Annotated in this window: 28 protein-coding genes and 1 riboswitch; of the genes, 15 read left to right on the forward strand and 13 right to left on the reverse strand. The window is 71.1% G+C overall.

Annotated features, from left to right (window positions below; translation table 11 throughout):
• Positions 1 to 41 precede the first annotated feature (41 nt).
• The 5 genes from SAVERM_RS17560 (at position 42) to SAVERM_RS17580 (ending at position 4,177) form a co-directional block, all read left to right on the forward strand.
• Positions 42 to 560, forward strand: a complete 519-nt coding sequence (locus SAVERM_RS17560) for a 2-oxo-4-hydroxy-4-carboxy-5-ureidoimidazoline decarboxylase (RefSeq protein WP_137951459.1) — start codon at positions 42 to 44, stop codon at positions 558 to 560.
• Between the two features lie 198 nt (positions 561 to 758).
• The gene (gene sdhC / locus SAVERM_RS17565) at positions 759 to 1,139 is read left to right on the forward strand and encodes a succinate dehydrogenase, cytochrome b556 subunit (protein WP_010984826.1); all 381 of its coding nucleotides are present in this window, start codon (positions 759 to 761) and stop codon (positions 1,137 to 1,139) included.
• Between the two features lie 5 nt (positions 1,140 to 1,144).
• Entirely contained in the window at positions 1,145 to 1,627 is a 483-nt protein-coding gene (locus SAVERM_RS17570) for a succinate dehydrogenase hydrophobic membrane anchor subunit (RefSeq protein ID WP_010984827.1), read from the forward strand.
• A 22-nt stretch (positions 1,628 to 1,649) separates the two neighbouring features.
• Positions 1,650 to 3,404, forward strand: a complete 1,755-nt coding sequence (sdhA, locus tag SAVERM_RS17575) for a succinate dehydrogenase flavoprotein subunit (RefSeq protein ID WP_010984828.1) — start codon at positions 1,650 to 1,652, stop codon at positions 3,402 to 3,404.
• Positions 3,404 to 4,177, forward strand: coding sequence for a succinate dehydrogenase iron-sulfur subunit (locus tag SAVERM_RS17580; protein ID WP_010984829.1), 774 nt, complete (start codon positions 3,404 to 3,406; stop codon positions 4,175 to 4,177). The genes sdhA and SAVERM_RS17580 overlap by 1 nt, the downstream gene beginning before the upstream one ends.
• Before the next feature lie 70 nt (positions 4,178 to 4,247).
• Here SAVERM_RS17580 and SAVERM_RS17585 read toward each other — a convergent pair whose 3' ends face one another.
• The 5 genes from SAVERM_RS17585 to SAVERM_RS17605 form a co-directional block, all read right to left on the reverse strand.
• The gene (locus SAVERM_RS17585; RefSeq protein ID WP_010984830.1) at positions 4,248 to 4,511 is read right to left on the reverse strand and encodes a TM2 domain-containing protein; all 264 of its coding nucleotides are present in this window, start codon (positions 4,509 to 4,511) and stop codon (positions 4,248 to 4,250) included.
• A gap of 268 nt (positions 4,512 to 4,779) precedes the next feature.
• The gene (locus SAVERM_RS17590) at positions 4,780 to 5,190 is read right to left on the reverse strand and encodes a DUF2752 domain-containing protein (protein ID WP_010984831.1); all 411 of its coding nucleotides are present in this window, start codon (positions 5,188 to 5,190) and stop codon (positions 4,780 to 4,782) included.
• On the reverse strand, positions 5,183 to 5,641 hold the full coding sequence (locus SAVERM_RS17595) for a TM2 domain-containing protein (RefSeq protein WP_037645220.1): 459 nt from the start codon (positions 5,639 to 5,641) through the stop codon (positions 5,183 to 5,185). Before SAVERM_RS17595 ends, SAVERM_RS17590 begins: the two co-directional genes overlap by 8 nt.
• Before the next feature lie 130 nt (positions 5,642 to 5,771).
• A complete protein-coding gene (locus SAVERM_RS17600; protein WP_010984833.1) occupies positions 5,772 to 8,243 on the reverse strand; it encodes a DUF4132 domain-containing protein in 2,472 nt (823 codons plus the stop codon).
• A gap of 2 nt (positions 8,244 to 8,245) precedes the next feature.
• Entirely contained in the window at positions 8,246 to 8,638 is a 393-nt protein-coding gene (locus tag SAVERM_RS17605; RefSeq protein ID WP_037644919.1) for a hypothetical protein, read from the reverse strand.
• A gap of 148 nt (positions 8,639 to 8,786) precedes the next feature.
• Between SAVERM_RS17605 and SAVERM_RS17610 the strand changes: the two genes are divergently transcribed.
• The 4 genes from SAVERM_RS17610 (at position 8,787) to SAVERM_RS17625 (ending at position 11,091) form a co-directional block, all read left to right on the forward strand.
• Positions 8,787 to 9,200, forward strand: coding sequence for a VOC family protein (locus SAVERM_RS17610; protein WP_010984835.1), 414 nt, complete (start codon positions 8,787 to 8,789; stop codon positions 9,198 to 9,200).
• A gap of 160 nt (positions 9,201 to 9,360) precedes the next feature.
• Positions 9,361 to 9,768 (forward strand): hypothetical protein, encoded by a 408-nt coding sequence (locus SAVERM_RS17615; protein WP_010984836.1) that lies wholly within the window; start codon positions 9,361 to 9,363, stop codon positions 9,766 to 9,768.
• A gap of 5 nt (positions 9,769 to 9,773) precedes the next feature.
• Positions 9,774 to 10,283, forward strand: a complete 510-nt coding sequence (locus SAVERM_RS17620; RefSeq protein ID WP_037644917.1) for a thiol-disulfide oxidoreductase DCC family protein — start codon at positions 9,774 to 9,776, stop codon at positions 10,281 to 10,283.
• Positions 10,284 to 10,293: 10 nt separating this feature from the next.
• Complete coding sequence (locus SAVERM_RS17625) at positions 10,294 to 11,091, forward strand: TetR/AcrR family transcriptional regulator (protein ID WP_010984838.1); 798 nt, start codon at positions 10,294 to 10,296, stop codon at positions 11,089 to 11,091.
• A gap of 12 nt (positions 11,092 to 11,103) precedes the next feature.
• Here the strand turns inward: SAVERM_RS17625 and SAVERM_RS17630 are convergent, their stop codons facing one another.
• On the reverse strand, positions 11,104 to 13,518 hold the full coding sequence (locus SAVERM_RS17630; protein ID WP_037644916.1) for an MMPL family transporter: 2,415 nt from the start codon (positions 13,516 to 13,518) through the stop codon (positions 11,104 to 11,106).
• Between the two features lie 184 nt (positions 13,519 to 13,702).
• Here SAVERM_RS17630 and SAVERM_RS17635 point away from each other — a divergent pair, with 184 nt between their 5' ends.
• A complete protein-coding gene (locus SAVERM_RS17635; protein WP_010984840.1) occupies positions 13,703 to 14,434 on the forward strand; it encodes a response regulator transcription factor in 732 nt (243 codons plus the stop codon).
• Positions 14,431 to 15,876: a sensor histidine kinase gene (locus SAVERM_RS17640; RefSeq protein ID WP_010984841.1), complete on the forward strand. Its 1,446-nt coding sequence runs from the start codon at positions 14,431 to 14,433 to the stop codon at positions 15,874 to 15,876. Before SAVERM_RS17635 ends, SAVERM_RS17640 begins: the two co-directional genes overlap by 4 nt.
• A gap of 60 nt (positions 15,877 to 15,936) precedes the next feature.
• Here the strand turns inward: SAVERM_RS17640 and SAVERM_RS17645 are convergent, their stop codons facing one another.
• Complete coding sequence (locus SAVERM_RS17645; RefSeq protein ID WP_010984842.1) at positions 15,937 to 17,226, reverse strand: metallophosphoesterase; 1,290 nt, start codon at positions 17,224 to 17,226, stop codon at positions 15,937 to 15,939.
• Positions 17,227 to 17,258: 32 nt separating this feature from the next.
• Positions 17,259 to 17,501, reverse strand: coding sequence for an SCO4848 family membrane protein (locus SAVERM_RS44785; protein WP_010984843.1), 243 nt, complete (start codon positions 17,499 to 17,501; stop codon positions 17,259 to 17,261).
• Between the two features lie 103 nt (positions 17,502 to 17,604).
• Here SAVERM_RS44785 and SAVERM_RS43735 point away from each other — a divergent pair, with 103 nt between their 5' ends.
• Positions 17,605 to 18,948 (forward strand): D-alanyl-D-alanine carboxypeptidase family protein, encoded by a 1,344-nt coding sequence (locus tag SAVERM_RS43735; protein ID WP_010984844.1) that lies wholly within the window; start codon positions 17,605 to 17,607, stop codon positions 18,946 to 18,948.
• On the opposite strand, the gene SAVERM_RS43740 is transcribed toward SAVERM_RS43735, so the two are convergent.
• Positions 18,896 to 19,813 carry a YihY/virulence factor BrkB family protein gene (locus tag SAVERM_RS43740; protein ID WP_037644915.1) on the reverse strand — a complete coding sequence of 306 codons (918 nt, stop codon included), beginning with the start codon at positions 19,811 to 19,813 and terminating at the stop codon, positions 18,896 to 18,898. The genes SAVERM_RS43735 and SAVERM_RS43740 overlap by 53 nt on opposite strands.
• A 219-nt stretch (positions 19,814 to 20,032) precedes the next feature.
• Between SAVERM_RS43740 and SAVERM_RS17665 the strand changes: the two genes are divergently transcribed.
• On the forward strand, positions 20,033 to 20,788 hold the full coding sequence (locus tag SAVERM_RS17665; RefSeq protein ID WP_037644914.1) for a decaprenylphospho-beta-D-erythro-pentofuranosid-2-ulose 2-reductase: 756 nt from the start codon (positions 20,033 to 20,035) through the stop codon (positions 20,786 to 20,788).
• A 157-nt stretch (positions 20,789 to 20,945) separates the two neighbouring features.
• Here SAVERM_RS17665 and SAVERM_RS43075 read toward each other — a convergent pair whose 3' ends face one another.
• The 3 genes from SAVERM_RS43075 to trpS all read right to left on the reverse strand — a co-directional run bounded on the left by SAVERM_RS43075 (position 20,946) and on the right by trpS (position 22,934).
• Positions 20,946 to 21,296, reverse strand: coding sequence for a hypothetical protein (locus tag SAVERM_RS43075; protein WP_037644913.1), 351 nt, complete (start codon positions 21,294 to 21,296; stop codon positions 20,946 to 20,948).
• A complete protein-coding gene (locus tag SAVERM_RS17675; protein ID WP_010984847.1) occupies positions 21,203 to 21,784 on the reverse strand; it encodes a 2'-5' RNA ligase family protein in 582 nt (193 codons plus the stop codon). Before SAVERM_RS17675 ends, SAVERM_RS43075 begins: the two co-directional genes overlap by 94 nt.
• Before the next feature lie 136 nt (positions 21,785 to 21,920).
• A complete protein-coding gene (gene trpS, locus SAVERM_RS17680) occupies positions 21,921 to 22,934 on the reverse strand; it encodes a tryptophan--tRNA ligase (RefSeq protein WP_010984848.1) in 1,014 nt (337 codons plus the stop codon).
• A gap of 187 nt (positions 22,935 to 23,121) precedes the next feature.
• Between trpS and SAVERM_RS17685 the strand changes: the two genes are divergently transcribed.
• Positions 23,122 to 23,757, forward strand: a complete 636-nt coding sequence (locus SAVERM_RS17685; protein ID WP_237529384.1) for a hypothetical protein — start codon at positions 23,122 to 23,124, stop codon at positions 23,755 to 23,757.
• 24 nt (positions 23,758 to 23,781) lie between these two features.
• Here SAVERM_RS17685 and SAVERM_RS17690 read toward each other — a convergent pair whose 3' ends face one another.
• A complete protein-coding gene (locus SAVERM_RS17690) occupies positions 23,782 to 25,230 on the reverse strand; it encodes a glycine hydroxymethyltransferase (RefSeq protein WP_010984850.1) in 1,449 nt (482 codons plus the stop codon).
• A gap of 40 nt (positions 25,231 to 25,270) precedes the next feature.
• A riboswitch (ZMP/ZTP riboswitch) is annotated at positions 25,271 to 25,360 on the reverse strand.
• A gap of 130 nt (positions 25,361 to 25,490) precedes the next feature.
• Here SAVERM_RS17690 and rocD point away from each other — a divergent pair.
• A complete protein-coding gene (rocD, locus tag SAVERM_RS17695) occupies positions 25,491 to 26,696 on the forward strand; it encodes an ornithine--oxo-acid transaminase (RefSeq protein ID WP_037644912.1) in 1,206 nt (401 codons plus the stop codon).
• The last annotated feature ends 4 nt before the right edge of the window (positions 26,697 to 26,700 follow it).

Genomic DNA, 26,700 nt, shown 5'->3' on the forward strand with positions numbered 1-26,700 from the left:
CGCTGCCTTCGCACCGTCTTCCACGACACGGCCGGCTCACCCTGCCGGCGCAGACCCGCACCCCGGCCGCCATGGGCCTGGAGCGCTTCAACGGCGTCCGCGTCGACGATGCCGAGCGCGCCCTCCTCACCTGCTGCCGCAGTCTGCGCTGGGCCCGCCGCGTCGCCGACCACCGGCCCTATCCGGACCTCGACGCGCTGCTCGCCGCGGCCGACGAGGCGGCGTACGACCTGGCGCCCGCCGATCTCGCCGAGGCGCTCGCGGGCGAGTCGCTGACCCTGCTCCCGGACGACGCGTACTCCGTCGCGCACACCGCGCTGAGCGCCGCGCACGCCGCGTACGAGAGCCGCTTCGGGCATGTGTTCGTGATCTGCCTGGACAACGCCCCGCCCGGGGAAGCACTCGATCAGGTGCTGGCGGGCATCCGGTCACGATTGACAAACGATCGCGAGGAGGAACGCGTCCTGGCGGCGGAGGAGCTGCGGCGACTGGCGCGCGGACGGCTCGCCCGCCTGGTGCGCGACTTTTCCCCGCGGCCCGCACTCCAGCGCACCCCGTGAGGGCGCGGGGCCAGGGCCCCTCCGCCGGGCCCCGCGCAGTAGCCCGTTTGATTGCCAGTTCGATCACATCGGTAGGGCCGCTGTAAGCGTTCCGACAACACGTCGCTACGATGGCCGGGGCCGGTGGACCGTACCCGGCCGGGCCCGACCGACATCGAAGCCGGCAGGCCCCAATCCCCGCTTTCGGAGGGTTCTTCCGTGCCGGCTGGAACGCTGTACCGCGGCCGGGAAGGAATGTGGTCCTGGGTGGCTCATCGAGTCACCGGCGTCCTCATCTTCTTCTTCCTGTTCGTACACGTGCTGGACACCGCTCTTGTCCGTGTCTCCCCCGAGGACTACGACAAGGTCGTGTCCACGTACAAGACGCCGATCGTCGCCGTGCTGGAGTACGGCCTGGTCGCCGCCATCCTCTTCCACGCGCTCAACGGCCTGCGTGTCATCGCCGTCGACTTCTGGTCCAAGGGCCCGCGCTACCAGAAGCAGATGCTCTGGTCCGTGGTCGTCCTGTGGCTCGTGCTGATGATCGGGGCGATCTACCCCGTCCTCGGCCACGCCGCTCGTGAACTGTTCGGGAGCTGACGCAGATGTCCACGACTGATACCGCCGCCTCCGGGATCGGCCCCGTAGAGGGCGCCTCGCTGTACGGCGTCGACAACCCGGCGCCCGTCATCGAGTCGCCGCGCAAGCGGACGAAGAAGACCCCGAAGTCCACCCGTGGCAACTTCGAGATGTACGGCTGGCTGTTCATGCGCCTGTCCGGCATCGTGCTGGTCGTCCTGGTCCTCGGCCACCTGCTGATCCAGCTCGTCCTCGACGGCGGCGTCTCCAAGATCGGCTTCGCCTTCGTGGCAGGCCGCTGGGCGTCCCCGTGGTGGCAGGTCTGGGACCTGGCCATGCTGTGGCTCGCGATGCTGCACGGCGCCAACGGCCTGCGCACGATCATCAACGACTACGCGGAGCGGGCGAACACGCGCCTGTGGCTGAAGGGCCTGCTGTACACCGCCACGGTGTTCACGATTCTGCTGGGCACGCTGGTGATCTTCACCTTCGACCCGAACATCCGCTAGGCACGGGGCTGAGGCAACCACCATGAAGATCCACAAGTACGACACCGTCATCGTCGGCGCCGGCGGCGCCGGTATGCGCGCCGCCATCGAGGCGACGAAGCGCAGCCGCACCGCCGTGCTCACGAAGCTCTACCCCACCCGCTCCCACACGGGCGCCGCGCAGGGCGGCATGGCCGCCGCGCTGGCCAACGTGGAGGAGGACAACTGGGAGTGGCACACCTTCGACACCGTCAAGGGCGGTGACTACCTGGTCGACCAGGACGCCGCCGAGATCCTGGCGAAGGAGGCCATCGACGCCGTCCTCGACCTGGAGAAGATGGGCCTTCCCTTCAACCGGACGCCCGAGGGCAGGATCGACCAGCGCCGCTTCGGCGGTCACTCCCGCAACCACGGCGAGGCGCCGGTCCGCCGGTCCTGCTACGCGGCCGACCGCACCGGTCACATGATCCTCCAGACGCTGTACCAGAACTGCGTGAAGGAGGGCGTGGAGTTCTTCAACGAGTTCTACGTCCTCGACCAGCTCATCGTCGAGGAAGACGGCGTCAAGAAGTCCGCCGGCGTCGTCGCGTACGAGCTGGCGACCGGCGAGATCCACGTCTTCCAGGCGAAGGCCGTGATCTACGCGTCCGGCGGCACCGGCAAGTTCTTCAAGGTGACGTCGAACGCGCACACGCTGACCGGTGACGGCCAGGCCGCCGTCTACCGTCGCGGGCTGCCGCTGGAGGACATGGAGTTCTTCCAGTTCCACCCGACCGGCATCTGGCGCATGGGCATCCTGCTGACGGAGGGCGCCCGCGGTGAGGGCGGCATCCTCCGCAACAAGGACGGCGAGCGCTTCATGGAGAAGTACGCGCCGGTCATGAAGGACCTCGCGTCCCGTGACGTCGTGTCCCGCTCCATCTACACGGAGATCCGTGAGGGCCGCGGCTGCGGTCCCGAGGGCGACCACGTCTACCTCGACCTCACGCACCTCCCGCCGGAGCAGCTGGACGCCAAGCTCCCGGACATCACGGAGTTCGCGCGTACGTACCTCGGCATCGAGCCCTACACGGACCCGATCCCGATCCAGCCCACCGCGCACTACGCCATGGGCGGCATCCCGACGAACGTCGAGGGTGAGGTCCTCTCGGACAACACCACCGTCGTCCCGGGCCTGTACGCGGCCGGCGAGGTCGCCTGTGTCTCCGTGCACGGCGCCAACCGGCTCGGCACCAACTCGCTGCTCGACATCAACGTCTTCGGGCGTCGCGCGGGCATCGCCGCGGCCGAGTACTCGGCGAAGGCCGGCTACCTCGAGCTGCCCGAGGACCCTGCCGCGCAGGTCGTCTCGCAGGTCGAGCGCCTGCGCGCCTCCACGGGCACGGAGCGGGTCGCCACGCTGCGCCTGGAGCTCCAGGAGACCATGGACGCGAACGTCATGGTGTTCCGCACCGAGCAGACGATCAAGACGGCGGTCGAGAAGATCGCGGAGCTGCGCGAGCGGTACCTGAACGTCTCGATCCAGGACAAGGGCAAGCGGTTCAACACGGACCTCCTCGAGGCCATCGAGCTGGGCAACCTGCTCGACCTGGCCGAGGTCATGGCCGTCTCCGCGCTCGCCCGCAAGGAGTCCCGCGGCGGTCACTACCGCGAGGACTACCCGAACCGCGACGACGTCAACTTCATGCGCCACACCATGGCGTACCGCGAGGTCGGCGACGACGGCACCGAGTCCATCCGTCTCGACTACAAGCCGGTCGTCCAGACCCGCTACCAGCCGATGGAGCGTAAGTACTGATGGCTACCCCGACCCTCGACAAGGCGGACAGCAAGCCCGAGGCGGGCTTCGCCGACTCGCCGTACATCACGGTCACCCTCCGGATCCGCCGCTTCAACCCGGAGATCTCGGCCGAGGCCGCCTGGGAAGACTTCCAGCTGGAGATCGACCCGAAGGAACGCGTCCTCGACGCCCTGCACAAGATCAAGTGGGACCAGGACGGAAGCCTCACCTTCCGCCGCTCCTGCGCGCACGGCATCTGCGGCTCGGACGCCATGCGGATCAACGGCAAGAACCGTCTGGCCTGCAAGACGCTGATCAAGGACATCAACCCCGAGAAGCCGATCACGGTCGAGGCCATAAAGGGCCTGACGGTCCTCAAGGACCTGGTCGTCGACATGGAGCCGTTCTTCCAGGCGTACCGGGACGTGATGCCCTTCCTGATCACGAAGGACACCAACGAGCCGACGCGCGAGCGACTTCAGTCCGCCGAGGACCGCGAGCGCTTCGACGACACCACGAAGTGCATCCTGTGCGCCGCGTGCACGTCGTCGTGCCCGGTGTTCTGGAACGACGGCCAGTACTTCGGTCCGGCCGCGATCGTCAACGCCCACCGCTTCATCTTCGACTCGCGTGACGAGGCCGGGGAGCAGCGCCTGGAGATCCTCAACGACAAGGACGGCGTGTGGCGCTGCCGCACGACGTTCAACTGCACGGACGCCTGCCCGCGCGGTATCGAGGTCACGAAGGCGATCCAGGAAGTGAAGCGGGCGCTGATCACGCGCCGCTTCTGACATCCCCTTCCGGTACATCGCCGAGGGCCCCGCTCCTGTCCGGAGCGGGGCCCTCGGTGCGTTCACGCCGTCAGCCGCGCAGGACGCGGCCCTGCTTGTCGGTGCGGTCGTTGCTCGTGAAGAACAGGATCGCGTCGATCAGCGCCCACAGGCCGAGGCCACCGCAGGTGAAGAGCTGGCCGAGGGCCACGCCGGTGGAGCCGACGTAGAACCGGCCGGCGCCGAAGGTGCCCAGGAAGAGCTGGAGGACGCCGGCAACGACCTTGGACTTGTCGGAGTACGGGCGGCCCTGCGGGTCGACGCCGAACGGGGCTTCGGGGGTGGGGACGGTCATGAAAAACGCTCCTGGATGACTGAATGCGACCGGAGCGGACCGCTCCGGGGACTCCCAGGAGGGACCCATGGCAGAGATCGCCAAAGATCGTGTGCACGTCATCCCCCCTGTGACGTGTGGAGCGTACGGAGATCCGTGGGACCAGCGGGAGAGGGATCGCACTATCGTTCCCATCCCGTGATCAAATTCCGGCCAAGTCCTGGCCATGCCCTCACCAAGGGGGCCGGAAGTCCGGACGGGGACGCGGATCACCGGACGGGGACGCCGATCACCGGACGAGGTTGCGGACCACTACCCACGCGACCGCCACCAGCAGCACCACCGCCTGGGTACGCGCGCTCGGTTCGGGCCGCCACCGCCGGCCGCGCACACCCTCGAGGAACCAGCGCGCCAACAGCCCGAGCGCGAACGGGGAGGCGAGCAGCAGCAGCCTGTTGTCGAGCCAGGCCGCGGTGAAGTGACCGTGCATCAGGTCGTACACCATGCGGGTGCCGCCGCAGGCCGGGCAGAGCAGCCCGGTGACGAGCCGCAGCGGGCAGCGGGGCAGCACATGGCCCGGCTCGTGCGGGTCGGTGGTGTAGAGGTAGCAGGCACCGGCGGCCCCGGCGGCGAGCACCGCGAGGGGTGCCGCCGCCGGGTGCCGCAGGAAGCTCAGCGGCGCGCGGGCCGGTTCAGCCACGCAGGATCCGCCCGTGCTGGTCCTTGGCCTCGTTGCCCGCGAGCAGCATGACCCCGTCGATGAGCGCCCAGATGCCGAGGCCCCCGCAGGTGAAGAGCTGGGCTATGCCGATGCCGACACTGCCCATGTAGAAGCGTCCGACGCCGAAGCTGCCCAGGAAGAGCTGGAGGAGACCCGCCACGATCTTCGACTTGTCGGAGTACGGGCGGCCGTAGGGGTCGTAGCCGTAGGGGGCGTTGGGGTCGCCGGTGTACGTGCCCGGCGGGACGGCACCCGGCGGGTATCCGGGCTGCTGGTAGCCGTAGCCGTACTGGCCTCCCGGCTGCTGGTACGAGCCCGGCTGACCGGCCGCGTACGGGTTCGGTCCGCCGGGCGGGGTCGCGCCGGCGTTCGGATAGCCGTACCCGGGCGGCTGGTTGGGGGGCGGGGACTGCGGGGGCTGCTCACTCAAGGCGGTTGACTCCGGGGTTGTGGTGCACAGGACGCCGAACACGGCTGTCGGTCATCTTGCAGGAGTGGTGGGCGGGCCGGGAAGCCGGGGCCGGTCTCGTCCGCCCCCCCCGGTGCGTCCGGACCCGGATTCACAGTTGGCTCAGGATCGTCGGATCCGTGATCTCCGTGTCCTTCGCGAGCATCGTCGCCTTGCTGAGGACGACCGCGAGCGTCCGGTCGCCCTCGAAGGGGAGATAGCCGGTGCCCGGGGCGGCGGCGCTCGCCTTCGGGACGATGCACAGGTACTGGTCGTTCGGGGTCATCAGGATGTTGCCCGAGCCCAGGTGGATCTTGTACGTGTGGCGCTCGCCCTTGACGTGCAGGAACCGGCCCTCGATCGAGCAGCGGTCCGCGATCGCGAGCCGGGGTATCAGGCGTTCCAGCAGGGCACGGCGGGTCTCGGCGCTCTGGTTCAGCTCGCCGAAGCCGTAGGACGTCCAGTACTCCTGGAAGCGGCCGCCGGGGCCGCCGTCCTGCCATGTCGGGTCGTTGCCCACGCTGGCCACGCCGACGAACAGGTCGACGTCGCGCAGGACTTCGGACAGCACGAGGGGCGGGATGTCGGTGAGCGGAACGGGCTCGACGGGGTCCGCCCCGTCGCGCAGCCACATGCGGTACTCGCCTCCGTAGCAGTGCGCCGAGTTCGCCGGGGCGTCGATCGGGTAGAAGCGGACCTGGTCGGTGCGCAGCCGCAGATAGCTGCCGGACTCGGTGGTGTCCTCGCCGTACTCCTCCCCGTCACCCTCGATCCAGTACTCGGCGCGCAGCCCCCACTGGGGCAGCTCGCGGGTGGCGGGCGGTGCCTCGTCGTCGACGCACAGACGCAGCTTGTTGCGCCAGCCCCGGATCGCCGCGAGGGAGTTGAACTGGTGCTGGCGCACGACATGGGCCGCGAACCGGTTCGAGTACGTGCCCGTCGTGCGCTCGGCGTCCGTGAGCAGGTACACCTCGCGGTGGGCCTGCTTGAAGGGCTGGGTGATCGCGTGCCGCTCCAGCCAGTCCCGCCAGGCGACGACCTCGGCGGGCTCGCGTCCGACCGGGTGCCAGAGGGTGACCTCGGAGCCGGCCTTGACGGGGGTGCCGCCGAGCGTGCGCGGCTCACCGTCGGCGAACCCGACGGAGGTGCCGTCGACGCTCCACAGGAGGCGGCGGGCCAGGGTGCCGACCAGCGGGTGGTCGAGGTACCGCTCGCGCCAGACGTCGTACGCCCAGGTGCGCCGGGCGAGGAACTGCCGGTCGAGCCGCTCGCTCTGCGCGCTGAGCATCCGGTCGATGTCCTTGGCCGCGGTCTTGAGTTCCTTGAGCTCCTCGGCGTGGTCGCGGCGCACGGCGGCGGGCACGCTCCTGACCTCCTTGCCCGCGGCGTTGCGCCAGCTGAGCACGGTTTTGGTGCCGTGCACGTCGAGCAGCGCGGTGACCTCGCCGAACCGGTGCTCGGCGTGGCCGACCCCGGTGAGCCCGTACCCGGGCACGGCCAGCTCCTCGATCTCCTCGCGGCTCAGGCCGAGCGCGGTGGCCCGGGTCTGAAGGGCCGTGTCGAGCAGCTTGGCGGTGTTCTTGTACGTCACCCGGGTGGCCAGGCGCGCCAGTTCGGCGAGGGCGGCCTCACTGTCGATGCGGGAGAGCGCGATGACGCCGGCGTTGGCGACCTTGGGGTTGCGGGGGCCGAGCCCGGCGACCTTCCTCAGGGAGGTCTCGACGAGCGCGCCGAGCGTCCTCGGGGTGCCGGGGTGCGGCGGCAGCAGCGAGACCAGCCAGGCGAGCCCGCGCAGGGCGTTGGCGTTGTAGGGGTCGTAGGCGTGGTTGTGGTCCGGCTCGTACGCCGTCCCGCTCTCCAGCGGGAACGTGCGGGGGCGGCCGACGAGGGTGAGCCAGGACAGTACGGCCGCGCGGACGCGGTCCGGGCCGAGCGCCCCGATGATCTCGTGGGCCCGCTTGTCCCACTTGGCGGTGGGCTTGGAGGCGGTGGCGGTGAGCGCGTGCGCGAGCAGGGCCTGCCAGTCGGGGCCGGCGGCGTCCTGGAGGGCGCGCTCGGCCCACTCCTCGCCGACGTTGAGGACGGGTTCGGTGAGCTTCCCGGCCAGCTCGGTGAGGTGGTCGGCGCGGTAGGCGACCAGGGCCGAGCGGCGCAGGACCGCGACGACGGCGGGCGCGAGGGGGCGGCCCGCTGCCAGCTCCGCCTCGGCCAGGACCTCCAGCCGCGATCCGTACCAGAACGAGTGCTGCCGGGCGAGTTGGTCGAGCTGCTTCAGCCGCTCCACGGAGAACAGTTCGTCGGGCAGGTCGCGGGAGACGACCGCCGCCAGGGTCAGCGCGTGGCGCCGGCCGGCGGAGCCCTCGTCGAACTCCTGGCACCGCTGCGCCAGGGCGCCCGCGAGCCGCAGCCGCTCCTGCCTCGGCAGTTCGCGCAGGATCTCCAGTATCTCGGCCCAGCCGCCGCCCCAGTGGCCGCGGTTGTGCTCGGCGGCCTTGAGGACCACGTGGGCGAGCCGGCCCATGTCACCGGCCGCGATCTGGTTGCGCGCGCGTTCCAGGTGGGACGTCGGGGTGTGGTGCGCCATCGTCAGCCACCCACCAGCGCGACGAGCTTCAGGAAGGTGACCTCGGTGCCGAGCGTCAGCTCGATCTCCTCGTCGAGGCCGGTGATCTGACGGTCCCCCACCAGCACCAGGAACCCGTTTCCCGCGAAGGCCTTCAGCGCGAGGCGTGTCTGCGCCTCGGGGTCGATCCGCCGGCCCGGCCGCACCGCGTATCCGTTCAGCACGCGTTCGGTGTCCTCGGGCTGCACGAGCCCCTGGAACACCTGCGGCGTACGCGCGTTGTACTCGGCGACCTCCTGGAAGACCCGCCGCCGGATCAGCTCGCGCAACGCGAGCCGCTCCTCGGCGATCTCAAGTCCCCAGCCCCCGCCACGGTTCCCACTGGTCGTCTCGTCGACGAACGTCACCAATCCCATGCCGCCGACAGTACGAGGCACCACTGACAACGCCCCTGGATCGATCAGAACTGGGGGACCTGGGGGAATGCCCACCGCCTCCCCCCATCGAGTGACCCCCACGGTCAGCCCCCGTCGGCGGTGGCGTGACCGTACCTAATCTGATGGCATGTCAGATGACCAGTCGTACGAGCTGCTCGGTTTCGACAACGTGCTGTTGCCCGTCGGGGATCTCGACGAGGCGGTGGCCTTCTACGAGCTGGCCGGGTTCCCGCTGGCCTTCCGGCTCGACGAGGCCGGGATCGCGCTGCTGAAGGTCGGGGGCGAGACGCCCGGTGTGCTGCTGCGGCAGGAGGACGAGCTGACGCGCCGCCCACCCCTGTGGGCCTCGCCCCGGGTCTGGCTGGAGGTCCGGGACGCCCGGATCGCGGCCCGCACCCTGGCCGGCGCGGGCGTGACGCCCCTCGACGCCCCCTTCCCCGTCGCCACCGGCTGGACGGTCGAGGTCGCCGACCCCTGGGGCAACGTCATCGGCTTCACCGACTACAGCAAGCGCCCCGAGCTCGGCCGCCGTTCGGCGTGACGGTCCGGCGTCACCGTTCGGCGTGACCGCCACGACCGCTCGCCACGGCGGCTGTGACGACCGTCGCATCCACCCCGCCCCCGTCCGCTTGAACGTGTTCAAAAACGGGTCTACATTCGTCTCGACAGCGTTTTGAACGCGTTCAAGAAGGGGTGGGGACATGGACCTCACAGTCGTCGCGTACGTCATCTACCTGCTGGTCAGCATCAGCCTGACCATCTGGGTGGCACGCACGCTGAGCCACAACGGGCGGATATTTCTCGCCGACGTACTGCACGGCAACGAGAAGCTCGCCGACGCCGTCAACCACCTCCTGGTGGTCGGCTTCTACCTCGTCAACCTCGGTTTCGTCGCGCTCTACCTGAACAGTGACGACGAGATCGCCGACGCCCGCGGCATCTTCGAGGCACTGTCGACCAAGCTCGGCGTCGTGCTGCTCGTGCTCGGGGTCATGCACCTCGGCAACGTGTACGTGCTCAACAAGATCCGCCGGCGCGGAGTGATGGAGCGCGAGCAGCTGCCGCCCGTCGCCCCGCAGGGCTGGGTCGCCCCGACGACCGGGGCGTGAGCGGGATGACCTCCCCGGCCACCGCCGGCCCGGACCGGGACGCCGCGCGCGTCCCGGTCCGCGGGCTCACCGTCCTGTACGACGCCCAGTGCTCGCTCTGCACCTTCCTGCGCGACTGGCTCGTCAAGCAGCGTCAGCTCGTGCCCCTCGAACTCCTGCCGGCGGGATCCGACCGGGCCAGGGCGCGCTTCCCCGCGCTCGACCACCGGGCGACCCTCGACGAGATCACCGTGGTCGGCGACAGCGGTCAGGTGTACCGCGGCTCCGCCGCCTGGGTCGTGTGCCTGTGGGCGCTGCGCGAGCAACGGCCGCTCGCCCACCGGCTGAGCACCCCGCGCGGGGCCGTGTTCGCCAGGGGCGCGATGCTCGCCGCCGCCAAGTGGCGCGAGACCCGGCAGGGCGGGCAGTGGGGCGGCGGCTCGTACCACGTGGGCGACGGCTGGACGTACCACCCGGCCTCCGGGTGGACCTACAGCCCTCCCGGCTGTGACAGCGGCACCTGCTCCACTGGTTAGGCTCGTTCCCGTGCCCGCGAAGAACGACAGTCCCGAAACCGGCCCCCCGGCCGAAGAGGGCGCCGCCCTCACCAAGTCCGAGCAGACCCGCGCCCTGATCCTGGAGACCGCGATGCGGCTGTTCCAGGAGCGGGGATACGACAAGACGACCATGCGGGCCATCGCCAAGGAGGCCGGGGTCTCCGTCGGCAACGCGTACTACTACTTCGCCGGCAAGGAACATCTGATCCAGGGCTTCTACGACCGGATCGCCGCCGAGCACCAGGAGGCGGTCCGGGAGGTGCTGGACCGCGAGACCGATCTGGAGGCCCGGATCGGTGGCGTACTGAAGGCCTGGCTGGACATCGCCACGCCGTACCACGAGTTCGCGGTGCAGTTCTTCAAGAACGCCGCCGATCCGGACAGCCCGCTCAGCCCCTTCTCCGCCGAGTCGGAGCACGCGCGCGTGGAGGCCATCAGCGTCCACCGCGAGGTGCTGGCCGGGACCCGGACCAAGGTGCCGGACGAGCTGCGGGACGTGCTGCCCGAGCTGATGTGGCTCTCCCAGATGGGGCTCGTCCTGTACTGGGTCTTCGACCGTACGGAGGGGCGCGAGCGCAGCTACCGGCTCGCCGAGCGCGGCGCCCGCCTCACGGCCCGCGGGGTCTCCCTGGCCCGCTTCCGCGTACTGCGGCCCCTCGTCCGCGAGGTGCACGAGTTGTTCACGGACTTCCTGCCGGGGATGACCAACGCGCTGCCGGATCCGGCCAAGGCCAAAAAGCGGCAGGGGAACCCACCGGGGGCGCCCGCGTCCGCCGACGCCCCCTGACGGGCGCGGTCCTCAGTTCACCGCGTCCACCTCGTCCACCTCGTCCGCCGTCAGCTCCACGTCGTACACCAGCGGTTCGGTGCCCACGGACAGGTGCCGGGCGCGGGCCGCGTACGCGGTGGCCGTCACCGCCAGCAGATACGTTCCCGAAGCGGGCGCCGAGAGGATGTACGAGCCGTCGGCCAGCGACGTCACCCGGTCCGCCTGGCGGCCGCCGGGCGTGAGGAGGGTGAGGATCGCGCTGTCGACGGGCCCGCCCTCCGCGTCACGGACGAAGCCGTGCACCACCGTCGCACCGCCCTCGGCGGCCGGCTCCGCGACGGCGTCCTCCTGCGGCTCCACCGCGAGATGCGGCAACCGCTTCTCCAGACCGGCAGGCAGCCACCAGTTGGCGTTGCCCAGCAGATGCATCGCGGCCGGCACCAGCGCCGTACGCAGGATGAACGCGTCCAGCGCGACCGCCGCCGCGAGGCCGACGCCCGCCATCGCCGCGCCCGAGTCGCCGCTCAGGACGAAGGCCAGGAAGACACAGACCATGATCAGGGCCGCGGAGTTGATCACCCGGCTGGTCTCGGCGAGGCCCACGCGGACCGCGCGCGCGTTGTCCTTCGTGTGGACCCACTCCTCGTGCATCCGGCTCACCAGGAACACCTGGTAGTCCATGGAGAGGCCGAAGAGCAGGGACAGCATGATGACCGGCAGGAACGCGTTGACCGGGCCCTCCTTGCCCAGGCCCAGCAGCTCCAGGCCCCAGCCCCACTGGAAGATCGCGACGAGCACCCCGAAGGACGCGGCGGCCGCGATCAGGTTCATCAGCGCGGCCGTGAGCGGCACGACGAGGGAGCGGAAGGCGAGCATCAGCAGCAGGAAGCCGAGGCCGATGATCGTCGCGATGAAGTAGGGCAGCCGCTCGCCGGTCACGGACGAGAAGTCCTTGGAGATCGCGGTCACGCCACCGACATGGGCGTTCGCGCCGGCGTCCGGGATCACCTTCTCCCGCAGCGTGTCGATGAGCCGGTCCGTCCGCTCGGACTGCGGTGAGGTGGTGGGGACGACCTGGATCACCGTCACGCCCCGCGCGGGCGGCAGCGCGGCCACCCGCGCCACCCCGTCGGTCGCCTCGATGCCCCGCACGAGCGCGTTCGCGTCACCGCCGTCCGAGACCACCTGGAGCGGACCGTTGAAGCCCGGCCCGAACCCCTCGGCGAGCAGGTCGTACGCCTTCCTGGTCGTCGTCGACGCCTGGTCGTTGCCCTGGTCGGTGGCGCCGAGCCGCAGCGACAGCACGGGAATCGCGAGGATGGCCATGACGACGAGAGCCATCACCGCGATCGAGCGCGGGCGCCGCTGGACGTTCGTGGACCAGCGCGCCGCCAGTCCGCTCGCCCGCTCCGGCTCGGGCCCCTCGGCCGCGAGCCTGCGCCGCTGCCGGCGGCTGAGCACCCGGGTGCCGAGGAAACCGAGCAGCGCGGGCAGCAGGGTGACGGCCGCGAGCACGCTCAGGACGACGGTGAGCGAGGTGCCGATGACCACGCCGTCCAGGAAGCGCAGGTTCGTCACGAGCATCCCGGCGAGCGCGATGCACACCGTGCCGCCGGCGAACAGCACCGCCCGTCCCGAGGTGTTGAGGGCGGTGACCACCGACTCCTCCGGTGCCATGCCCCGCAGGATGCCGCGCCGGTGCCGGGTGACGATGAACAGCGCGTAGTCGATGCCGACGCCGAGCCCGATCAGCGTGGCGAGCAGCGGGGCGAGGTCGGGGATGTCCGTGGCGTGGCTGAGCAGCTGCGTCGAGAACAGCCCGGTGCCGACGCCGAAGACCGCGATGCCGATCGGCAGCAGCATCGCGAAGAGCGAGCCGAAGGCGAGGAAGAGGACGACGGCCGCGGCCAGGATGCCGACGATCTCCGCGATGCCGGTGGGCGGCTCCTGCACCCGCTGGATCGCCTGACCGCCCAACTCGACCTGGAGTCCGCCGCGTTCCGCCTTCTGCGCGGTGTCGACGACGTTCTGCACCAGTTCCTTGGGAACGGCGTTCGCCTGCTCGGTGAAGGTGATCTGGGCGTAGGCGATCCGCCCGTTCCCGCTGACCTGGGCGGCCCCCTGGGTGCCCGCGTACGGGCTGGTGACCCCGCCGACGCCCTTCATCCGGCCGATCTCGTCGAGCGCGGGCTGGATCCGGGACCGTACGGACGGGTCCTCGACCGTTCCCCCGTCGACCTTCCACACGACCGTGTCGGTGTCGCCCGCGCTGTCCGGGAACGCCTTCTCCATCAGGTCGTACGCGCGCTTGGAGTCCGTGTTCGGAAGGGAGAAGACGTTCGCGTAGTCCGTGCCCGCGGTGGATGCCGCGAAGCCCAGTCCGAACAGCGCCCCCACCCACAGCAACAGGACCACCAGCCGGTGCCGATAGCACCACCGTGCCAATGCCGTCACGCTCAACGCTCCTTAGTCGACAGTCGAATCGGTCCGTCGGTCCGTCGGTCCCCCGGGGTACTGGACCCACCTTCCGCGACGGCACACGCGGGTGGACACGACCTGCCCATGACTCTCAAGGAACTCCAAGGCGGCAGCCCGCCCACGGCCCCTGCGGCGCACGGATACTGGGGACATGACCGCTCACGAGGGAGCCACCGTCCTCGTCGTCGAGGACGAGCCGAGCATCGCCGACGTCCTCACCATCGCCCTGCGCTACCACCGCTTCGAGGTGCTGACCGCGGGCACCGTCCGCCAGGCCCTCACCCTCGCCGAGCGCACCCGCCCCCGGGCTCCCGGCTCCGCCCGGGCCGGGGGAACCCCCATCGACCTGGCGCTGCTCGACGTGATGCTGCCGGACGGCGACGGCCGGGCGCTGGGCCGTGAACTGCGCCTGCGGCAGCCGGACCTGGCGGTCGTCTTCCTCACCGCCCGGGACGCGCCCGCCGAGATCGTGGGCGCGCTCGGCTTCGGCGACGACTACATCACCAAGCCGTTCAACATCGACGAGGTCGTCGCCCGCATCACGGCCGTACTGCGCCGTACGCGCCCCGCCGACGCCCTGCCGCGGCGCCCGCCCCTGCGCTACGGCGACCTGGAGCTGGACGAGACGACGTACAGCGCGCGCCGCGCCGGCCACACGGTCGAGCTCACCCCGACCGAGTACGCCCTGCTGCGGTTCCTGGTCCGCAACGGCGGGCGGATCGTGACCAAGGAGCAACTCCTGCGCCATGTCTGGCAGTACGAGCACACCCCGGCCGAGTCGACCGTCGTCGAGACGTACATCAGCTATCTGCGGCGCAAGCTCGAACCCCTCGGTCCGCCGGTGATCCAGACCCGGCGGGGCGTCGGATACGGGCTCGCGTGAGCGTCCGGCGGCCGCGCCGCCACCACGGCATCCACTCGCTGCGCGGCCAGCTGACGCTCACGAACGTGGGACTGCTCGCCCTCGGCATCGTCGTGGCGACCGCCGTGAGCATCATGGGCATGCGGCACTATCTGCTCGACCAGATCGACGCGGAGCTGTCCCAGACCCGTGACTCGCTGGGCGGTTCACAGCTCACGTTGCGGCAGATCGACTCGCTGAGCACGCTGGCGTTCGCCCGCGACCTGTTCGTCCCGCACACCGACGAGACACCGAAACCGGACTCGGTCTTCGCGGCCGTCGACGGCCACGGGAAGGCCGTCGCCATCGGCGGCCTCGAGCCGACCGCCACCCAGCGTGCGCTGGCCGAGGCGGTGGACGACCCGCGCGGCCTCGCCGACGACACCGACCCGCACGACGTGACCGTACGCGGCGCCCCCTACCGGGCGACGGCGGTGCGGCTCGCCGACGGCACGTTCGTGCTGCTCGCCACCTCGACCGACGCGCTGCACAAGGGCAACGCGAAGGCGCTCAAGCTCGATATGGCCATCGGGACACTGCTGTTGGCGCTGCTCGCGTGCCTGACGATGTTCAGCGTGCGCCGCCGGATGCGGCCGCTCGAGGACATGGTGGAGACCTCGTCGGCGATCGCCGAGGGTGATCTGACCCGGCGGGTGCCGTCCAGCCACCATCCGACGCAGGAGGTCGAGCAGCTGCGCCTCGCCCTCAACTCCATGCTGCACCAGGTCGAGTCGGCGTACCGGACGCGCGAGCGCAGCGCGTCCCAGCTGCGCCGGTTCGTGGGCGACGCCTCGCACGAGCTGCGTACGCCGCTGTCGGCGATCCGCGGCTATCTCCAGCTGTACGAGAAGGGGATGCTGAGCGATCCCGACGAACGTCGGCGGGCCTGGGACCGGATGAACGGCGAGGTGGACCGCATGGGCCGGCTCGTCGACGAACTGCTCACCCTCGCCCGGCTGGACCAGCGGCCCGAACTCCGTGTCCGCAACGTCGACGTGACCCGTCTGGTGCGGGACGCGGCACAGGATCTGCGGGCCCAGCAGCCGGGCCGTCCGGTGACCGTGGGCGCGGACGGCGCGCTGCTCGTACAGGCCGACGAGTCCGGCCTGCGGCAGGTGCTGGGCAACCTCGTGGGCAACGTACGCACGCATACGGCCGCCGATGTGCCGGTGCGGCTCGGGGTGGAGCGCGCGGACGGGGTCGTACGGCTGTGTGTGGCGGACGAGGGGCCGGGGCTCGCCGAGGACGACGCGGCCCGCATCTTCGACCGGTTCTTCCGGGCGGGCGGTGGCGCGGGCAGTGGTCTGGGGATGGCGATCGTGCAGGGTGTGGTCACGGCCCACGGCGGCGACGTGACGGTCCGCACGGCACCGGGCGAGGGCCTGGCGGTGACGGTGACGCTGCCGACGCGGGGGGAGGAATGAGGCGCCTCGCGGAGGGCCCCGCGCCCCCTCGGACGAGGGTCCCCCTACGCGGGCGCCGGCTCACGCCTGCTTCGACGCCAGTTCGACGACGGTGATGTCCGAAGGCGCGCCCACCCGGGTGGGCGGGCCCCACGCTCCCGCGCCCCGTGACACGTACAGCTGCGTGTCGCCGTAGCGCTCCAGGCCCGCGACCGTCGGGTTGGCGGCGGCCGCGACGAGGCTGCCGGGCCAGAGCTGGCCGCCGTGGGTGTGGCCGGAGAGCTGGAGGTCCACGTCGTGCCGGACGGCCTCGTGGATCTGGACCGGCTGGTGGGCGAGGAGCACGACGGCCCGGGTCGTGTCCCGGTCGCCCAGGGCCCTGTCGAAGTCCGGGCCCTGGCCCTCGCTCTCACCCGCCACGTCGTTGACGCCCGCGAGGTCGAAGGCGGGCAGCTCGGTGCGCGCGTTCTCCAGCGGGTTCAGGCCCAGCCGGCGCACCTCCTCGACCCACTGCCCGGCGCCGGAGAAGTACTCGTGGTTGCCCGTGACGAAGTAGCTCCCGTGCCGCGCCTTCAGCTGGGAGAGCGGTGCCGCCGCCGGGCCCAGGTCCTGCACGCTGCCGTCGACCAGGTCGCCGACCACCGCGATGAGGTCCGGCTGCGTGGAGTTGATCGTGTCGACGACGCGCTGGGCGAAGCCCCGGCCCAGGACCGGGCTCAGGTGGATGTCGCTCACCACCGCGATCCGGAAACCGTGCGCCGAGCGCGGCAGCTTGGCCAGCGGGACCGTGACGCGCTTCACCCGGGGGCCGCGCAGGACGCCGTACGTGCCGTAGCCGACCGTGCCGACCGCCGCCGCGGCGGCGGCTCCGCCGACGACCCGGGAGACGAACAGACGCCGGGAGGGGGCCGCGGCCCGAGGCGGCCCCGCCGGCTCCGGCCGCTTCGGCTCCGGCGCGGACTCCACCTCCGGCTCCGGCTCCGTCGCGGCCGTGCCCGCCGTGCCCGCCGGCACGCGCTCCGGCTGGGGTACGGCGACCTCGGCGGGCGCCTCGCGCTCCACCAGCCGCCGCACCAGCGGCCGTACGAACTCGGCCGCCACCAACGCCAGCAGCAGATACAGGGAGAACGCCATCCACAGGAAGCCCGGCCACGCCAGCACCCGTTGGAGCCAGAAGGGCGCGCCGGTGCGCTCGGCGATCAGGGCCCCGAACATCAGCACGGGACCGGTGACGATCACCACCGTGCCGGTGCGGCGCGCGAGGCCGGGGCCGCGCGTCGTGTCCCGGACCAGCCGGCGCCACGCGTACCAGTGCAGTGCCCCGAACGCGACCAGCACGGCCAGGCCCACCAGCACGAAGACAACGACCACGGCAGCCTCGTATCTCCCGATATGACGTGTGGCTATGACCTGTGGCGCAAGGCGCGCAGTCCGCGCAACCCGATGACCCCGACAACCGTCCCCAAGACAAAGGAGACGACGGCGAGCGTCAGGTGCACCCAGAAGTACGCCGTCGGATCGCCCGCGTCGTCGAACGCGAGCCCGCTGCCGTCCTTCCACAGGTTCTTGACGAAAGTGATCCAGATGACCCAGCTCCACACCCCGAAGGCGAGCAGGAACCAGGAGACGGGGCGGCTGAGCTTCATGGGTTCAGTATCGCTGTCGTCCGACGGCGCACCGCGCCGGGGTGGGGAGCGTCGGCCGGTCCGGGGCGGGACTTCGTGCCCCCCGCCCTGTACGTTCTCGACCGTGCCCGCCTCGAACAGGACCGCCAGGCGCCGCCTGCCGGTCACCTCCGCCGCGCTCCTGTCCTTGCTGACCCTCTCGCTCACCGCGCCCGCGACCGCGTTCGCGGACGGGAGCCCGGCGGCGACCCCCACAGCGACCCCGACAGGGACCCCCACGACGACCCCGACCGGGACCCCGACGGCGACGCTCTCGGCCACGCCCCCGTCCGGCATGTCGACCATCGGTGGCGACCAACTCGGCAGTCCCGGGACCCAGGTGAACCTCGGCAGCGGTGCCCCGGTGATCCCGAAGGACATCACCGCACGCTCCTGGATCGTCGCCGACGCCGAGTCCGGAGACGTCCTGGCCGCCCACAACGCGCACTGGCGGCTGCCCCCGGCGAGCACCCTGAAGATGCTGTTCGCCGACACGCTGCTGCCCAAGTTCCCCAAGAACACCGAGCACAAGGTCGTCCCCTCCGATCTGGCGGGCATGGGCGCGGGCTCCAGCGTGGTCGGCATAAAGGAGAACGAGACGTACACGGTCCACGACCTGTGGCTCGGCGTCTTCCTGCGCTCGGGCAACGACGCCGTGCACGTCCTGTCGGCGATGAACAAGGGCGTCGGCCAGACGGTCGAGGACATGCAGGAGCACGCCAGGGAGCTCCAGGCCCTGGACACGCACGTGGTCAGCCCCGACGGGTACGACGCCCCGAGGCAGGTCTCCTCGGCGTACGACCTGACGCTGTTCGCCCGCTCCGGGCTGCAGAAGAAGGACTTCCGGGAGTACTGCGCGACCGTGCGCGCGCAGTTCCCGGGCGAGACCACGAAGAAGAAGGGCAAGACGACCCGCGGGTCCTTCGAGATCCAGAACACCAACCGGCTGCTGGCCGGCGACAGCGACATCACCCCGTACCAGGGCATCGCGGGTGTGAAGAACGGCAACACCAGCAACGCGGGCGCCACCTTCACCGGAGTCGCCGAGCGGAACGGCAAGGTGCTCCTCGTCACGGTCATGAACCCGGAGAAGAACGAGCACAACGAGGTCTACAAGGAGACCGCCAAGCTGCTGGACTGGGGCTTCGGCGCGGCGGACAAGGTGACGCCGGTGGGCGAGTTGGTGGCCCCGCAGGGCGCGGACACCAGCGCGCAGCCGGGCGCGAACGCGCCCGTCTCCCCAGGTGCCGGCGCGGACAAGGAGTCCGCGAAGCCGGTGGCCGCCGATCTGAAGGACGGCGGTTCGAGCGGAGTCGGGATCGCGCTGGCGGTCACGGGCGGGGTGCTCGTGCTGCTCGTGGCGGGCGGGTTCCTGGTCAACCGCCGCTGGCCGCTGCCCGATCTGGTACGTCGTCGGACGCGCCGCTGACCTCTTCTTCTGCCGGGCCGTCGCTCGGCGTCGCCGTCCAGGCCGCGCAGAACAGCAGCAGCTTCGAGGTGAAGTTGATCCACAGCAGCAGCGCGACGGGCACCCCGAAGGCGCCGTACATGCTCTTCGACGCGACGCCCTGGATATAGCCGCTGAGCAGCAGTTTCAGCAGTTCGAAGCCGACGGCGCCGATCAGCGCGGCCACCACGAGCCGGCGCCGGGTCGGCTCGACGCCGGGCAGCAGCGTCAGGACGTACAGCAGCAGCAGGAAGTCGGCGAGTACGGCGACGAGGAACGCGGTGATGTGCAGCAGGACGCTGCCCCAGCCGTCCCTCTCGATGCCGAGCCGGTCGGCCGTCCAGCCCACCATGGCCGAGGCGACCGTGGACGTGGCGAGGGTGACGAGAACGGCGCCGCCCAGGCCGAGGAGCACACCGCCGTCCTTGAGCTTGCGCAGGAAGGGGTTCTCCTCGTCGTCGTCCAGCTCCCAGACCGCGCGCAGGCAGTCGCGCATCGCACCGACCCAGCCGATGCCGGTGAACAGCAGCACGGCGCCCGCGATCACCCCGACCGTGCCCGCGTTCTGGACCAGCGCGTGGATGTCGAGCTGGTCGGAGATGCCGGGCACCTGCTCGGCGAGCTTGTCCTGGAGCGTCTTCTGCTGCTCTTCGCTGAGCGCGGCGGCGCCGATCGCGGCGGCCACGGTCAGCAGCGGGAAGAGCGCCACGAAACTGATGAAGGTCATCGCGGCGGCGAGCTGGGTCCACTTCACCCGGTCCAGACGCTCGTACGAACGCCACGCGTGAGTGGTCATCAGGCGCGCGATCAACGGCCCGATGCCGGGGAGTGATTTCAGCCAGTCCATGATCCGACTCTTCCCTCGCCTCGAAGATCCCGAACGCCTCGAACCTCTCGGAAAGCCAGGGTCCGGGTACCCCGAAAACGCTGGACAGTGGCGAGCGCCGGGCCGATTCCGGCGCACCCATTTCAGTGAGGAGTCGCGATGAACAGGGAGAGTGTGGGGTTATGACCGTTTTGCGGCGCTACGGTCACCGTCAAGACAGGCCCTAGGAGTGTGGTTTTCATGAAGGACGCCTTCGGCGCCCCGCAGTCCCTGTTGATCCTCGGCGGTACGTCCGAGATCGGGCTGGCCACCGCGCGCCGGATGATCGCCCGGCGCGCCCGCACGGTGTGGCTGGCCGGACGCCCCTCCCCCGCGCTGGAGCAGGCCGCCGAAGCGCTGCGCTCACTGGGCGCGGACGCCCGCACCGTCGCCTTCGACGCGCTCGACCCCGAGTCCCACGAGACCGTGCTCGGCAAGGTCTTCGCGGAGGGCGACATCGACATGGTGCTGTTCGCCTTCGGCGTGCTCGGCGACCAGGCCGACGACGAACGGGACCCGGTGGCCGCGGTGCGGGTCGCGCAGACCAACTACACGGGCGCGGTCTCGGCCGGCCTGGTGTGCGCGCGGGCGCTCCAGACGCAGGGCCACGGCTCGCTGGTGGTGCTCTCCTCGATCGCCGGCGAGCGCGCCTGCCGCTCCGACTTCATCTACGGCTCCAGCAAGGCGGGCCTGGACACGTTCACCCAGGGCCTGGGCGACGCGCTGCACGGCACCGGCGTGCACGTCATGGTCGTACGACCCGGATTCGTCCGTACGCGGATGACGGCCGGCCTGGCCGAGGCGCCGCTGGCCACCACCCCGGAGGCCGTCGCGACGGCGATCGAACTGGGGCTGCGCCGGCGCTCCGAGACGGTGTGGGTGCCGGGGGCGCTGCGGGCGGTGATGTCGGCGCTGCGGCATGTGCCACGACCGGTGTTCCGGCGCCTGCCGGTGTAGGCCCCGGGCCCGGCCGACCACGCGTGCGGACCCCGGCCCCGGCTGACCGCCCGCGCGGACCCCGGCCCCGGCTGACCGCCCGCGCGGACCCCGGCCCCGGTCGACTACCCGTGCGGACCCCGGCACCGGTCGACTACCCGTGCGGGCCCGGCCCCGGTCAGCGCCGGAGGGGGACCACCACGGCCTTCTCCATCGGGTCGCCGGCCTGGTTGACCTGGACGTGGCCCGCGCCGAGCACCGTGTCCGTGCCGGGAAACGGGATCACGCTCGTGAGCCAGAGCAGCTGGGCGGACGAGGGCCGGGCACCGTCCTTGTCCGTCAGCCGGGGCCGCTTGATCTTGACGCAGGTGCCGTCCGCCGCGAGGTACCAGTTGCCGTCGAGGAAGAGGCCGCGCCTGCCGTCGACGGCTCCGGCTAACAGGCCGGAGTCGAGTTCCGCTCCGCGGGGGCGCCCGCCTGCGGGGGCACCACCGGGCCGCCGAAGGTGAACTCCCGGAGTTTGCGCCACACTCCGTCCGGGCCCTGCTCGTAGAGCGCGAAGCCGGTGCACGGCCACTCGGCCCGGTAGTCCGCCAGCTCCTCGTACGCCCGGTCCATCGCCTCGTCCTCGATGCCGTGCGCCACCGTGACGTGCGGGTGGTACGGGAACTGGAGCTCGCGCGCCACCGGCCCGGACGCGTCACGGACCTGCTTCTGCAACCAGGTGCACGCCTCGGCGCCCTCGGCCACCTGGACGAAGACCACCGGCGACAGCGGCCGGAACGTACCCGTCCCGGACAGCTTCATCGGGAACGGCCGCCCGGCGCCCGCGACCTCGAGGAGATGCGCCTCGATCGCGGGCAGCGCCGCGGCGTCGACCTCCGTCGGCGGCAGCAGCGTGACATGCGTGGGGATACCGTGAGCAGCGGCGTCGCCGAAGCCCGCGCGCCGCTCCTGGAGCAGGCTGCCGTGGGGCTCCGGGACCGCGATCGACACACCGATCGTTACGGTCCCCACGTCGTCTCCTGTCGTCGTGTCCTACCCGGGCAGGGGTGGCTGCCGAGGCAGCGTTCAGCTATCGACTGTACGGCTACCGCCGTCGAGTTGGGCGGCGGTGAAGGTGTGCTGTACGGCTCAGTGTGTGCGGTACGGCTCAGTGCTTGGCGGGCAGGAAGCCCACCCGGTCGTACGCCTGGGAGAGCGTCTCCGCGGCCACGGCACGCGCCTTCTCCGCGCCCTTGGCCAGGATCGAGTCGAGGGTCTCCGGGTCGTCCAGGTACTGCTGGGTGCGCTCCCGGAACGGGGTCACGAAGTCGACCATGACCTCGGCGAGGTCCGTCTTCAGCGCACCGTAGCCCTTGCCGGTGTACTTCTCCTCGAGTTCCGGGATACCGGTTCCGGTGAGGGTCGAGTAGATGGTCAGCAGATTGCTGATACCCGGCTTGTGCTCCGCGTCATACCTGATGACGGTGTCGGTGTCGGTGACCGCGCTCTTGACCTTCTTGGCGGTGGCCTTCGGCTCGTCGAGGAGGTTGATGAGGCCCTTGGGCGTGGACGCCGACTTGCTCATCTTGATCGACGGGTCCTGGAGATCGAAGATCTTCGCCGTCTCCTTGAGGATGTACGGCTTCGGGACCGTGAACGTCTCGCCGAAGCGGCCGTTGAAGCGCTCGGCGAGGTCGCGGGTGAGCTCGATGTGCTGGCGCTGGTCCTCGCCCACCGGGACCTCGTTGGCCTGGTACAGCAGGATGTCGGCGACCTGGAGGACCGGGTACGTGAACAGGCCGACGCTCGCGCGGTCGGCGCCCTGCTTGGCGGACTTGTCCTTGAACTGGGTCATGCGGGAGGCCTCGCCGAAACCGGTGAGACAGTTCATGATCCAGGCGAGCTGCGCGTGCTCCGGGACGTGGCTCTGGACGAAGAGCGTGCAGCGCTCCGGGTCGAGGCCCGCGGCGAGCAGCTGCGCGGCGGCGAGCCGGGTGTTGGCGCGCAGATCGGCCGGATCCTGCGGGACGGTGATCGCGTGCAGGTCGACGACCATGTAGAACGCGTCGTGGGACTCCTGGAGGGCCACCCACTGGCGGACGGCGCCGAGGTAGTTGCCGAGGTGGAACGAGCCTGCGGTGGGCTGGATTCCGGAGAGCACGCGGGGACGATCAGAGGCCATGTCCGCCATTCTCTCAGGTGCGAGGCGCCGGTCCGGAACAGGCCGGAAACAGAAGGGGAGGACTGTGATGGGCAGGGGCGTATCGGGCGAGGGCCTGTGGGGCAGGATTGCGCTGGTCAGGGGCTTGCGGCGGGGTCCACGGAGCCTGCGGGGCGCTCGGCGCGTACGGCCCGTGTTCGCCGTGGCCATGGCATGCATGGTGCTCGGGGCGCCGCAGGCCGGGGCTCTCGGCCGGGACGACGGTCATGGTCGCGACATACCGGACCTGGCGCTGGTCATCGCGGGCGGGTCGGGGCGGACGGTCGTCCTGCGCTCCGGGCAGCGGGACTTCGCCCGGATCTGGCAGTTGCTGGGGCCGATGAACGTCGGGACCGAGAAGGTGCCGGACGCCTGGGCGCGGGGCCGCTACCCGAAGGTGCGGGCCACCGTGGTGTGGGGCCTGACGGGCATCGGCGGCTGGCCGTACACCGACCGGGCGCCCGGCGGGGACGTCGGCATCGAGCGGCAGGACCAGGTGTTCCTCGCGGAGGACGGGACGCCCTGGGTGCGTACGGATCCGGCGCCGGACGTGGCGGACGACGACGTGCGCTGGCACCGGGCGACGCGTTCGGTCTTCGCCGAGGTGAACAGGAGCGGTCTGTTCGGGGCGGCTCCCGCGCCCCCGGCGGACGAGGGACCTTCGGCGGTGCGCTGGGGCGTGTGGGGGCTCGGCACGGGACTCGCCCTCGGGGTCGGCGGCACCCTCCTGGTACGCCGCACGGCGGCCCGGCGTGAAGGTGCCGGACCGCCGCGGGAGCCACGACAGGAGCTGATCGACCTGTAGGGCCGACCGGCGTACGGGGTGGCGTCAGCCGAGGTCGATCTCCGGGTAGAGCGGGAAGCCGGTCAGCAGGTCTCCGGCGCGGTGGGCGATCTCGTCCGCGATCTTCGGGTCCAGGACGTGCTGGGCCTTGGAGGGGGCGCCCTTGGCGGTGGTGCCGGGCTCGGTGGTGGTGAGGACGCGGTCGATGAGGCCCGCGATCTCGTCCATCTCGGCCGTGCCGAGGCCGCGCGTGGTCAGGGCGGGCGTGCCGATGCGGATGCCGGAGGTGTACCAGGCGCCGTTGGGGTCGGCGGGGATCGCGTTGCGGTTGGTGACGATGCCCGAGTCGAGCAGCGCGGTCTCGGCCTGGCGGCCGGTGAGGCCGTAGGAGGAGGCGACGTCGATCAGGTTGAGGTGGTTGTCGGTGCCGCCGGTGACCAGGGTGGCGCCGCGGCGCACCAGGCCCTCGGCGAGGGCGCGGGAGTTGTCGACGACGGCCTGGGCGTAGTCGCGGAACTCGGGGCGGCGGGCCTCGGCGAGCGCGACGGCCTTGGCGGCCATGACGTGCGGAAGGGGGCCACCGAGGACCATCGGGCAGCCGCGGTCGACCTGGTCCTTGAGCGAGTCGTCGCACAGCACCATGCCGCCGCGCGGGCCGCGCAGCGACTTGTGCGTGGTGGTCGTCACGATCTGGGCGTGCGGGACCGGGTCGAAGTCGCCGGTGAGGACCTTGCCCGCGACGAGGCCGGCGAAGTGCGCCATGTCGACCATCAGGGTCGCGCCGACCTCGTCGGCGATCTCCCGCATGATCCGGAAGTTCACGAGGCGGGGGTAGGCGGAGTAGCCGGCGACGATGATCAGCGGCTTGAACTCGCGGGCGGAGGTGCGCAGGGCCTCGTAGTCGATGAGGCCGGTGGCGGGGTCGGTGCCGTAGGAGCGCTGGTCGAACATCTTGCCGGAGATGTTCGGGCGGAAGCCGTGGGTGAGGTGGCCGCCGGCGTCCAGGGACATGCCGAGCATGCGCTGGTTGCCGAAGGCGCGGCGCAGCTCGGCCCAGTCGGCGTCGGAGAGGTCGTTGACGTTGCGGACGCCCGCCTTCGCGAGGGCGGGGGCCTCCACCCGGTCCGCGAGGACGGCCCAGAAGGCGACGAGGTTGGCGTCGATGCCGGAGTGCGGCTGGGCGTAGGCGTGCTGGGCGCCGAAGAGCTCGCGGGCGTGCTCGGCGGCGAGTGCCTCGACGGTGTCGACGTTGCGGCAGCCGGCGTAGAAGCGGCGGCCGACCGTGCCCTCGGCGTACTTGTCGCTGAACCAGTTGCCCATGGCCAGGAGGGTGGCCGGAGAGGCGTAGTTCTCGGAGGCGATCAGCTTGAGCATCTCGCGCTGGTCGGCGATCTCCTGCCCGATGGCGTCGGCGACGCGGGGCTCCACGGCCCGGATCACGTCGAGGGCGCTGCGGAAGGCGGTGGACTCGGTGGAAAGGGGCTGCTCGGGCATGTCGGCCTCCGGACGGCGTGGCGTTCAGCGTTCACGGTTCACGTTCGGCCCAGGCGCACGGCACACATTCGCATTCAGGCCGCTCCCCGATGGTCGGTCCCATCCCAGCGCGCCAGTCACGGCCCGTCGGCCAGCCTACCGGGCGTGCCGGACGGGCGGCGACGCGGCCGGGGCCGCGGGTCGACTACGCCCCGTCCGGCGTGCGCGCGACGATGGGGAGGGGGGTCACCCGTCGTCGTGCGGTCGGAAACGGAGTCCTCGTGAGCACCACCGAAACACTCATCGCCTCGGCCGACGCGCACAGTGCGCACACCTACCACCCGCTGCCGGTCGTCGTGGCGACGGCGGACGGGGCCTGGATGACGGACGTCGAGGGGCGCCGCTATCTCGACCTGCTGGCCGGATACTCGGCGCTCAATTTCGGACACGGCCACCGGCGGCTGATCGACGCGGCGCGAGCGCAGCTGGAGCGGGTGACGCTGACGTCGCGGGCGTTCCACCACGACCGGTTCGCCGCCTTCTGCACCCAGTTGGCAGAGCTGTGCGGCATGGAGATGGTGCTGCCGATGAACACGGGCGCGGAGGCGGTCGAGACGGCCGTGAAGACGGCCCGGAAGTGGGGCTACCGGGTGAAGGGCGTGCCCGCGGAGATGGCGAAGATCGTCGTGGCGGGCAACAACTTCCACGGCCGTACGACGACGATCATCAGCTTCTCCACGGATCCGGAGGCGCGGGCGGACTTCGGTCCGTACACACCGGGCTTCGAGATCGTGCCGTACGGGGATCTGACCGCGATGCGTTCGGCGCTCACCGAGAACACGGTGGCGGTGCTGCTCGAGCCGATCCAGGGCGAGGCGGGGGTGCTGGTGCCGCCGGCCGGCTACCTGGCCGGGGTGCGGGAGCTGACGCGGGACCGGAACGTCCTGTTCGTCGCGGACGAGATCCAGTCGGGGCTCGGCCGGACGGGGCGTACGTTCGCCTGTGAGCACGAGGGGGTCGTACCGGATGTGTACGTCCTGGGGAAGGCGCTCGGCGGCGGGATCGTGCCGGTCTCGGCGGTGGTGGCGTCGAGCGAGGTGCTCGGTGTGTTCCGGCCCGGTGAGCACGGGGCGACGTTCGGCGGCAACCCGCTGGCCTGCGCGGTGGCGCTGGAGGTGATCGCGATGCTGCGGTCGGGCGAGTACCAGGCGCGGGCGGCCGAGCTGGGCGAGCACCTGCACCGGGAGCTGGGGGTGCTGGCCGGCACCGGGCGGGTGACGGCGGTGCGCGGGCGCGGGCTGTGGGCGGGCGTGGACGTCGATCCGGCGTACGGCACGGGCCGGGAGATCTCCGAGAAGCTGATGGACCGGGGTGTCCTGGTCAAGGACACCCACGGCTCGACGATCCGGATCGCGCCCCCACTGGTGATCTCCAAGGAGGACCTGGACTGGGGGCTGGCCCAACTGCGTGGCGTGCTCGGTGTCTAGTGCC

Origin of the sequence: Streptomyces avermitilis MA-4680 = NBRC 14893 (assembly GCF_000009765.2) — a bacterium.
GTDB lineage: Bacteria > Actinomycetota > Actinomycetes > Streptomycetales > Streptomycetaceae > Streptomyces > Streptomyces avermitilis.

What these genes read in the sequence shown, in the direction of transcription:
- SAVERM_RS17600 (WP_010984833.1), bottom strand. Translation starts at nt 8,243, where the DNA reads ATGGCGCACCACACCCCGACGTCCCACCTGGAACGCGCGCGCAACCAG.
- SAVERM_RS44785 (WP_010984843.1), bottom strand. Translation starts at nt 17,501, where the DNA reads ATGAAGCTCAGCCGCCCCGTCTCCTGGTTCCTGCTCGCCTTCGGGGTG.
- sdhA (WP_010984828.1), top strand. Translation starts at nt 1,650, where the DNA reads ATGAAGATCCACAAGTACGACACCGTCATCGTCGGCGCCGGCGGCGCC.
- SAVERM_RS17665 (WP_037644914.1), top strand. Translation starts at nt 20,033, where the DNA reads ATGAAGGACGCCTTCGGCGCCCCGCAGTCCCTGTTGATCCTCGGCGGT.
- trpS (WP_010984848.1), bottom strand. Translation starts at nt 22,934, where the DNA reads ATGGCCTCTGATCGTCCCCGCGTGCTCTCCGGAATCCAGCCCACCGCA.
- SAVERM_RS17635 (WP_010984840.1), top strand. Translation starts at nt 13,703, where the DNA reads ATGACCGCTCACGAGGGAGCCACCGTCCTCGTCGTCGAGGACGAGCCG.
- SAVERM_RS17685 (WP_237529384.1), top strand. Translation starts at nt 23,122, where the DNA reads ATGGCATGCATGGTGCTCGGGGCGCCGCAGGCCGGGGCTCTCGGCCGG.
- SAVERM_RS17615 (WP_010984836.1), top strand. Translation starts at nt 9,361, where the DNA reads ATGGACCTCACAGTCGTCGCGTACGTCATCTACCTGCTGGTCAGCATC.
- SAVERM_RS17610 (WP_010984835.1), top strand. Translation starts at nt 8,787, where the DNA reads ATGTCAGATGACCAGTCGTACGAGCTGCTCGGTTTCGACAACGTGCTG.
- SAVERM_RS17570 (WP_010984827.1), top strand. Translation starts at nt 1,145, where the DNA reads ATGTCCACGACTGATACCGCCGCCTCCGGGATCGGCCCCGTAGAGGGC.
- SAVERM_RS43740 (WP_037644915.1), bottom strand. Translation starts at nt 19,813, where the DNA reads ATGGACTGGCTGAAATCACTCCCCGGCATCGGGCCGTTGATCGCGCGC.
- SAVERM_RS17585 (WP_010984830.1), bottom strand. Translation starts at nt 4,511, where the DNA reads ATGACCGTCCCCACCCCCGAAGCCCCGTTCGGCGTCGACCCGCAGGGC.
- SAVERM_RS17580 (WP_010984829.1), top strand. Translation starts at nt 3,404, where the DNA reads ATGGCTACCCCGACCCTCGACAAGGCGGACAGCAAGCCCGAGGCGGGC.
- SAVERM_RS17690 (WP_010984850.1), bottom strand. Translation starts at nt 25,230, where the DNA reads ATGCCCGAGCAGCCCCTTTCCACCGAGTCCACCGCCTTCCGCAGCGCC.
- SAVERM_RS17605 (WP_037644919.1), bottom strand. Translation starts at nt 8,638, where the DNA reads ATGGGATTGGTGACGTTCGTCGACGAGACGACCAGTGGGAACCGTGGC.
- SAVERM_RS17620 (WP_037644917.1), top strand. Translation starts at nt 9,774, where the DNA reads ATGACCTCCCCGGCCACCGCCGGCCCGGACCGGGACGCCGCGCGCGTC.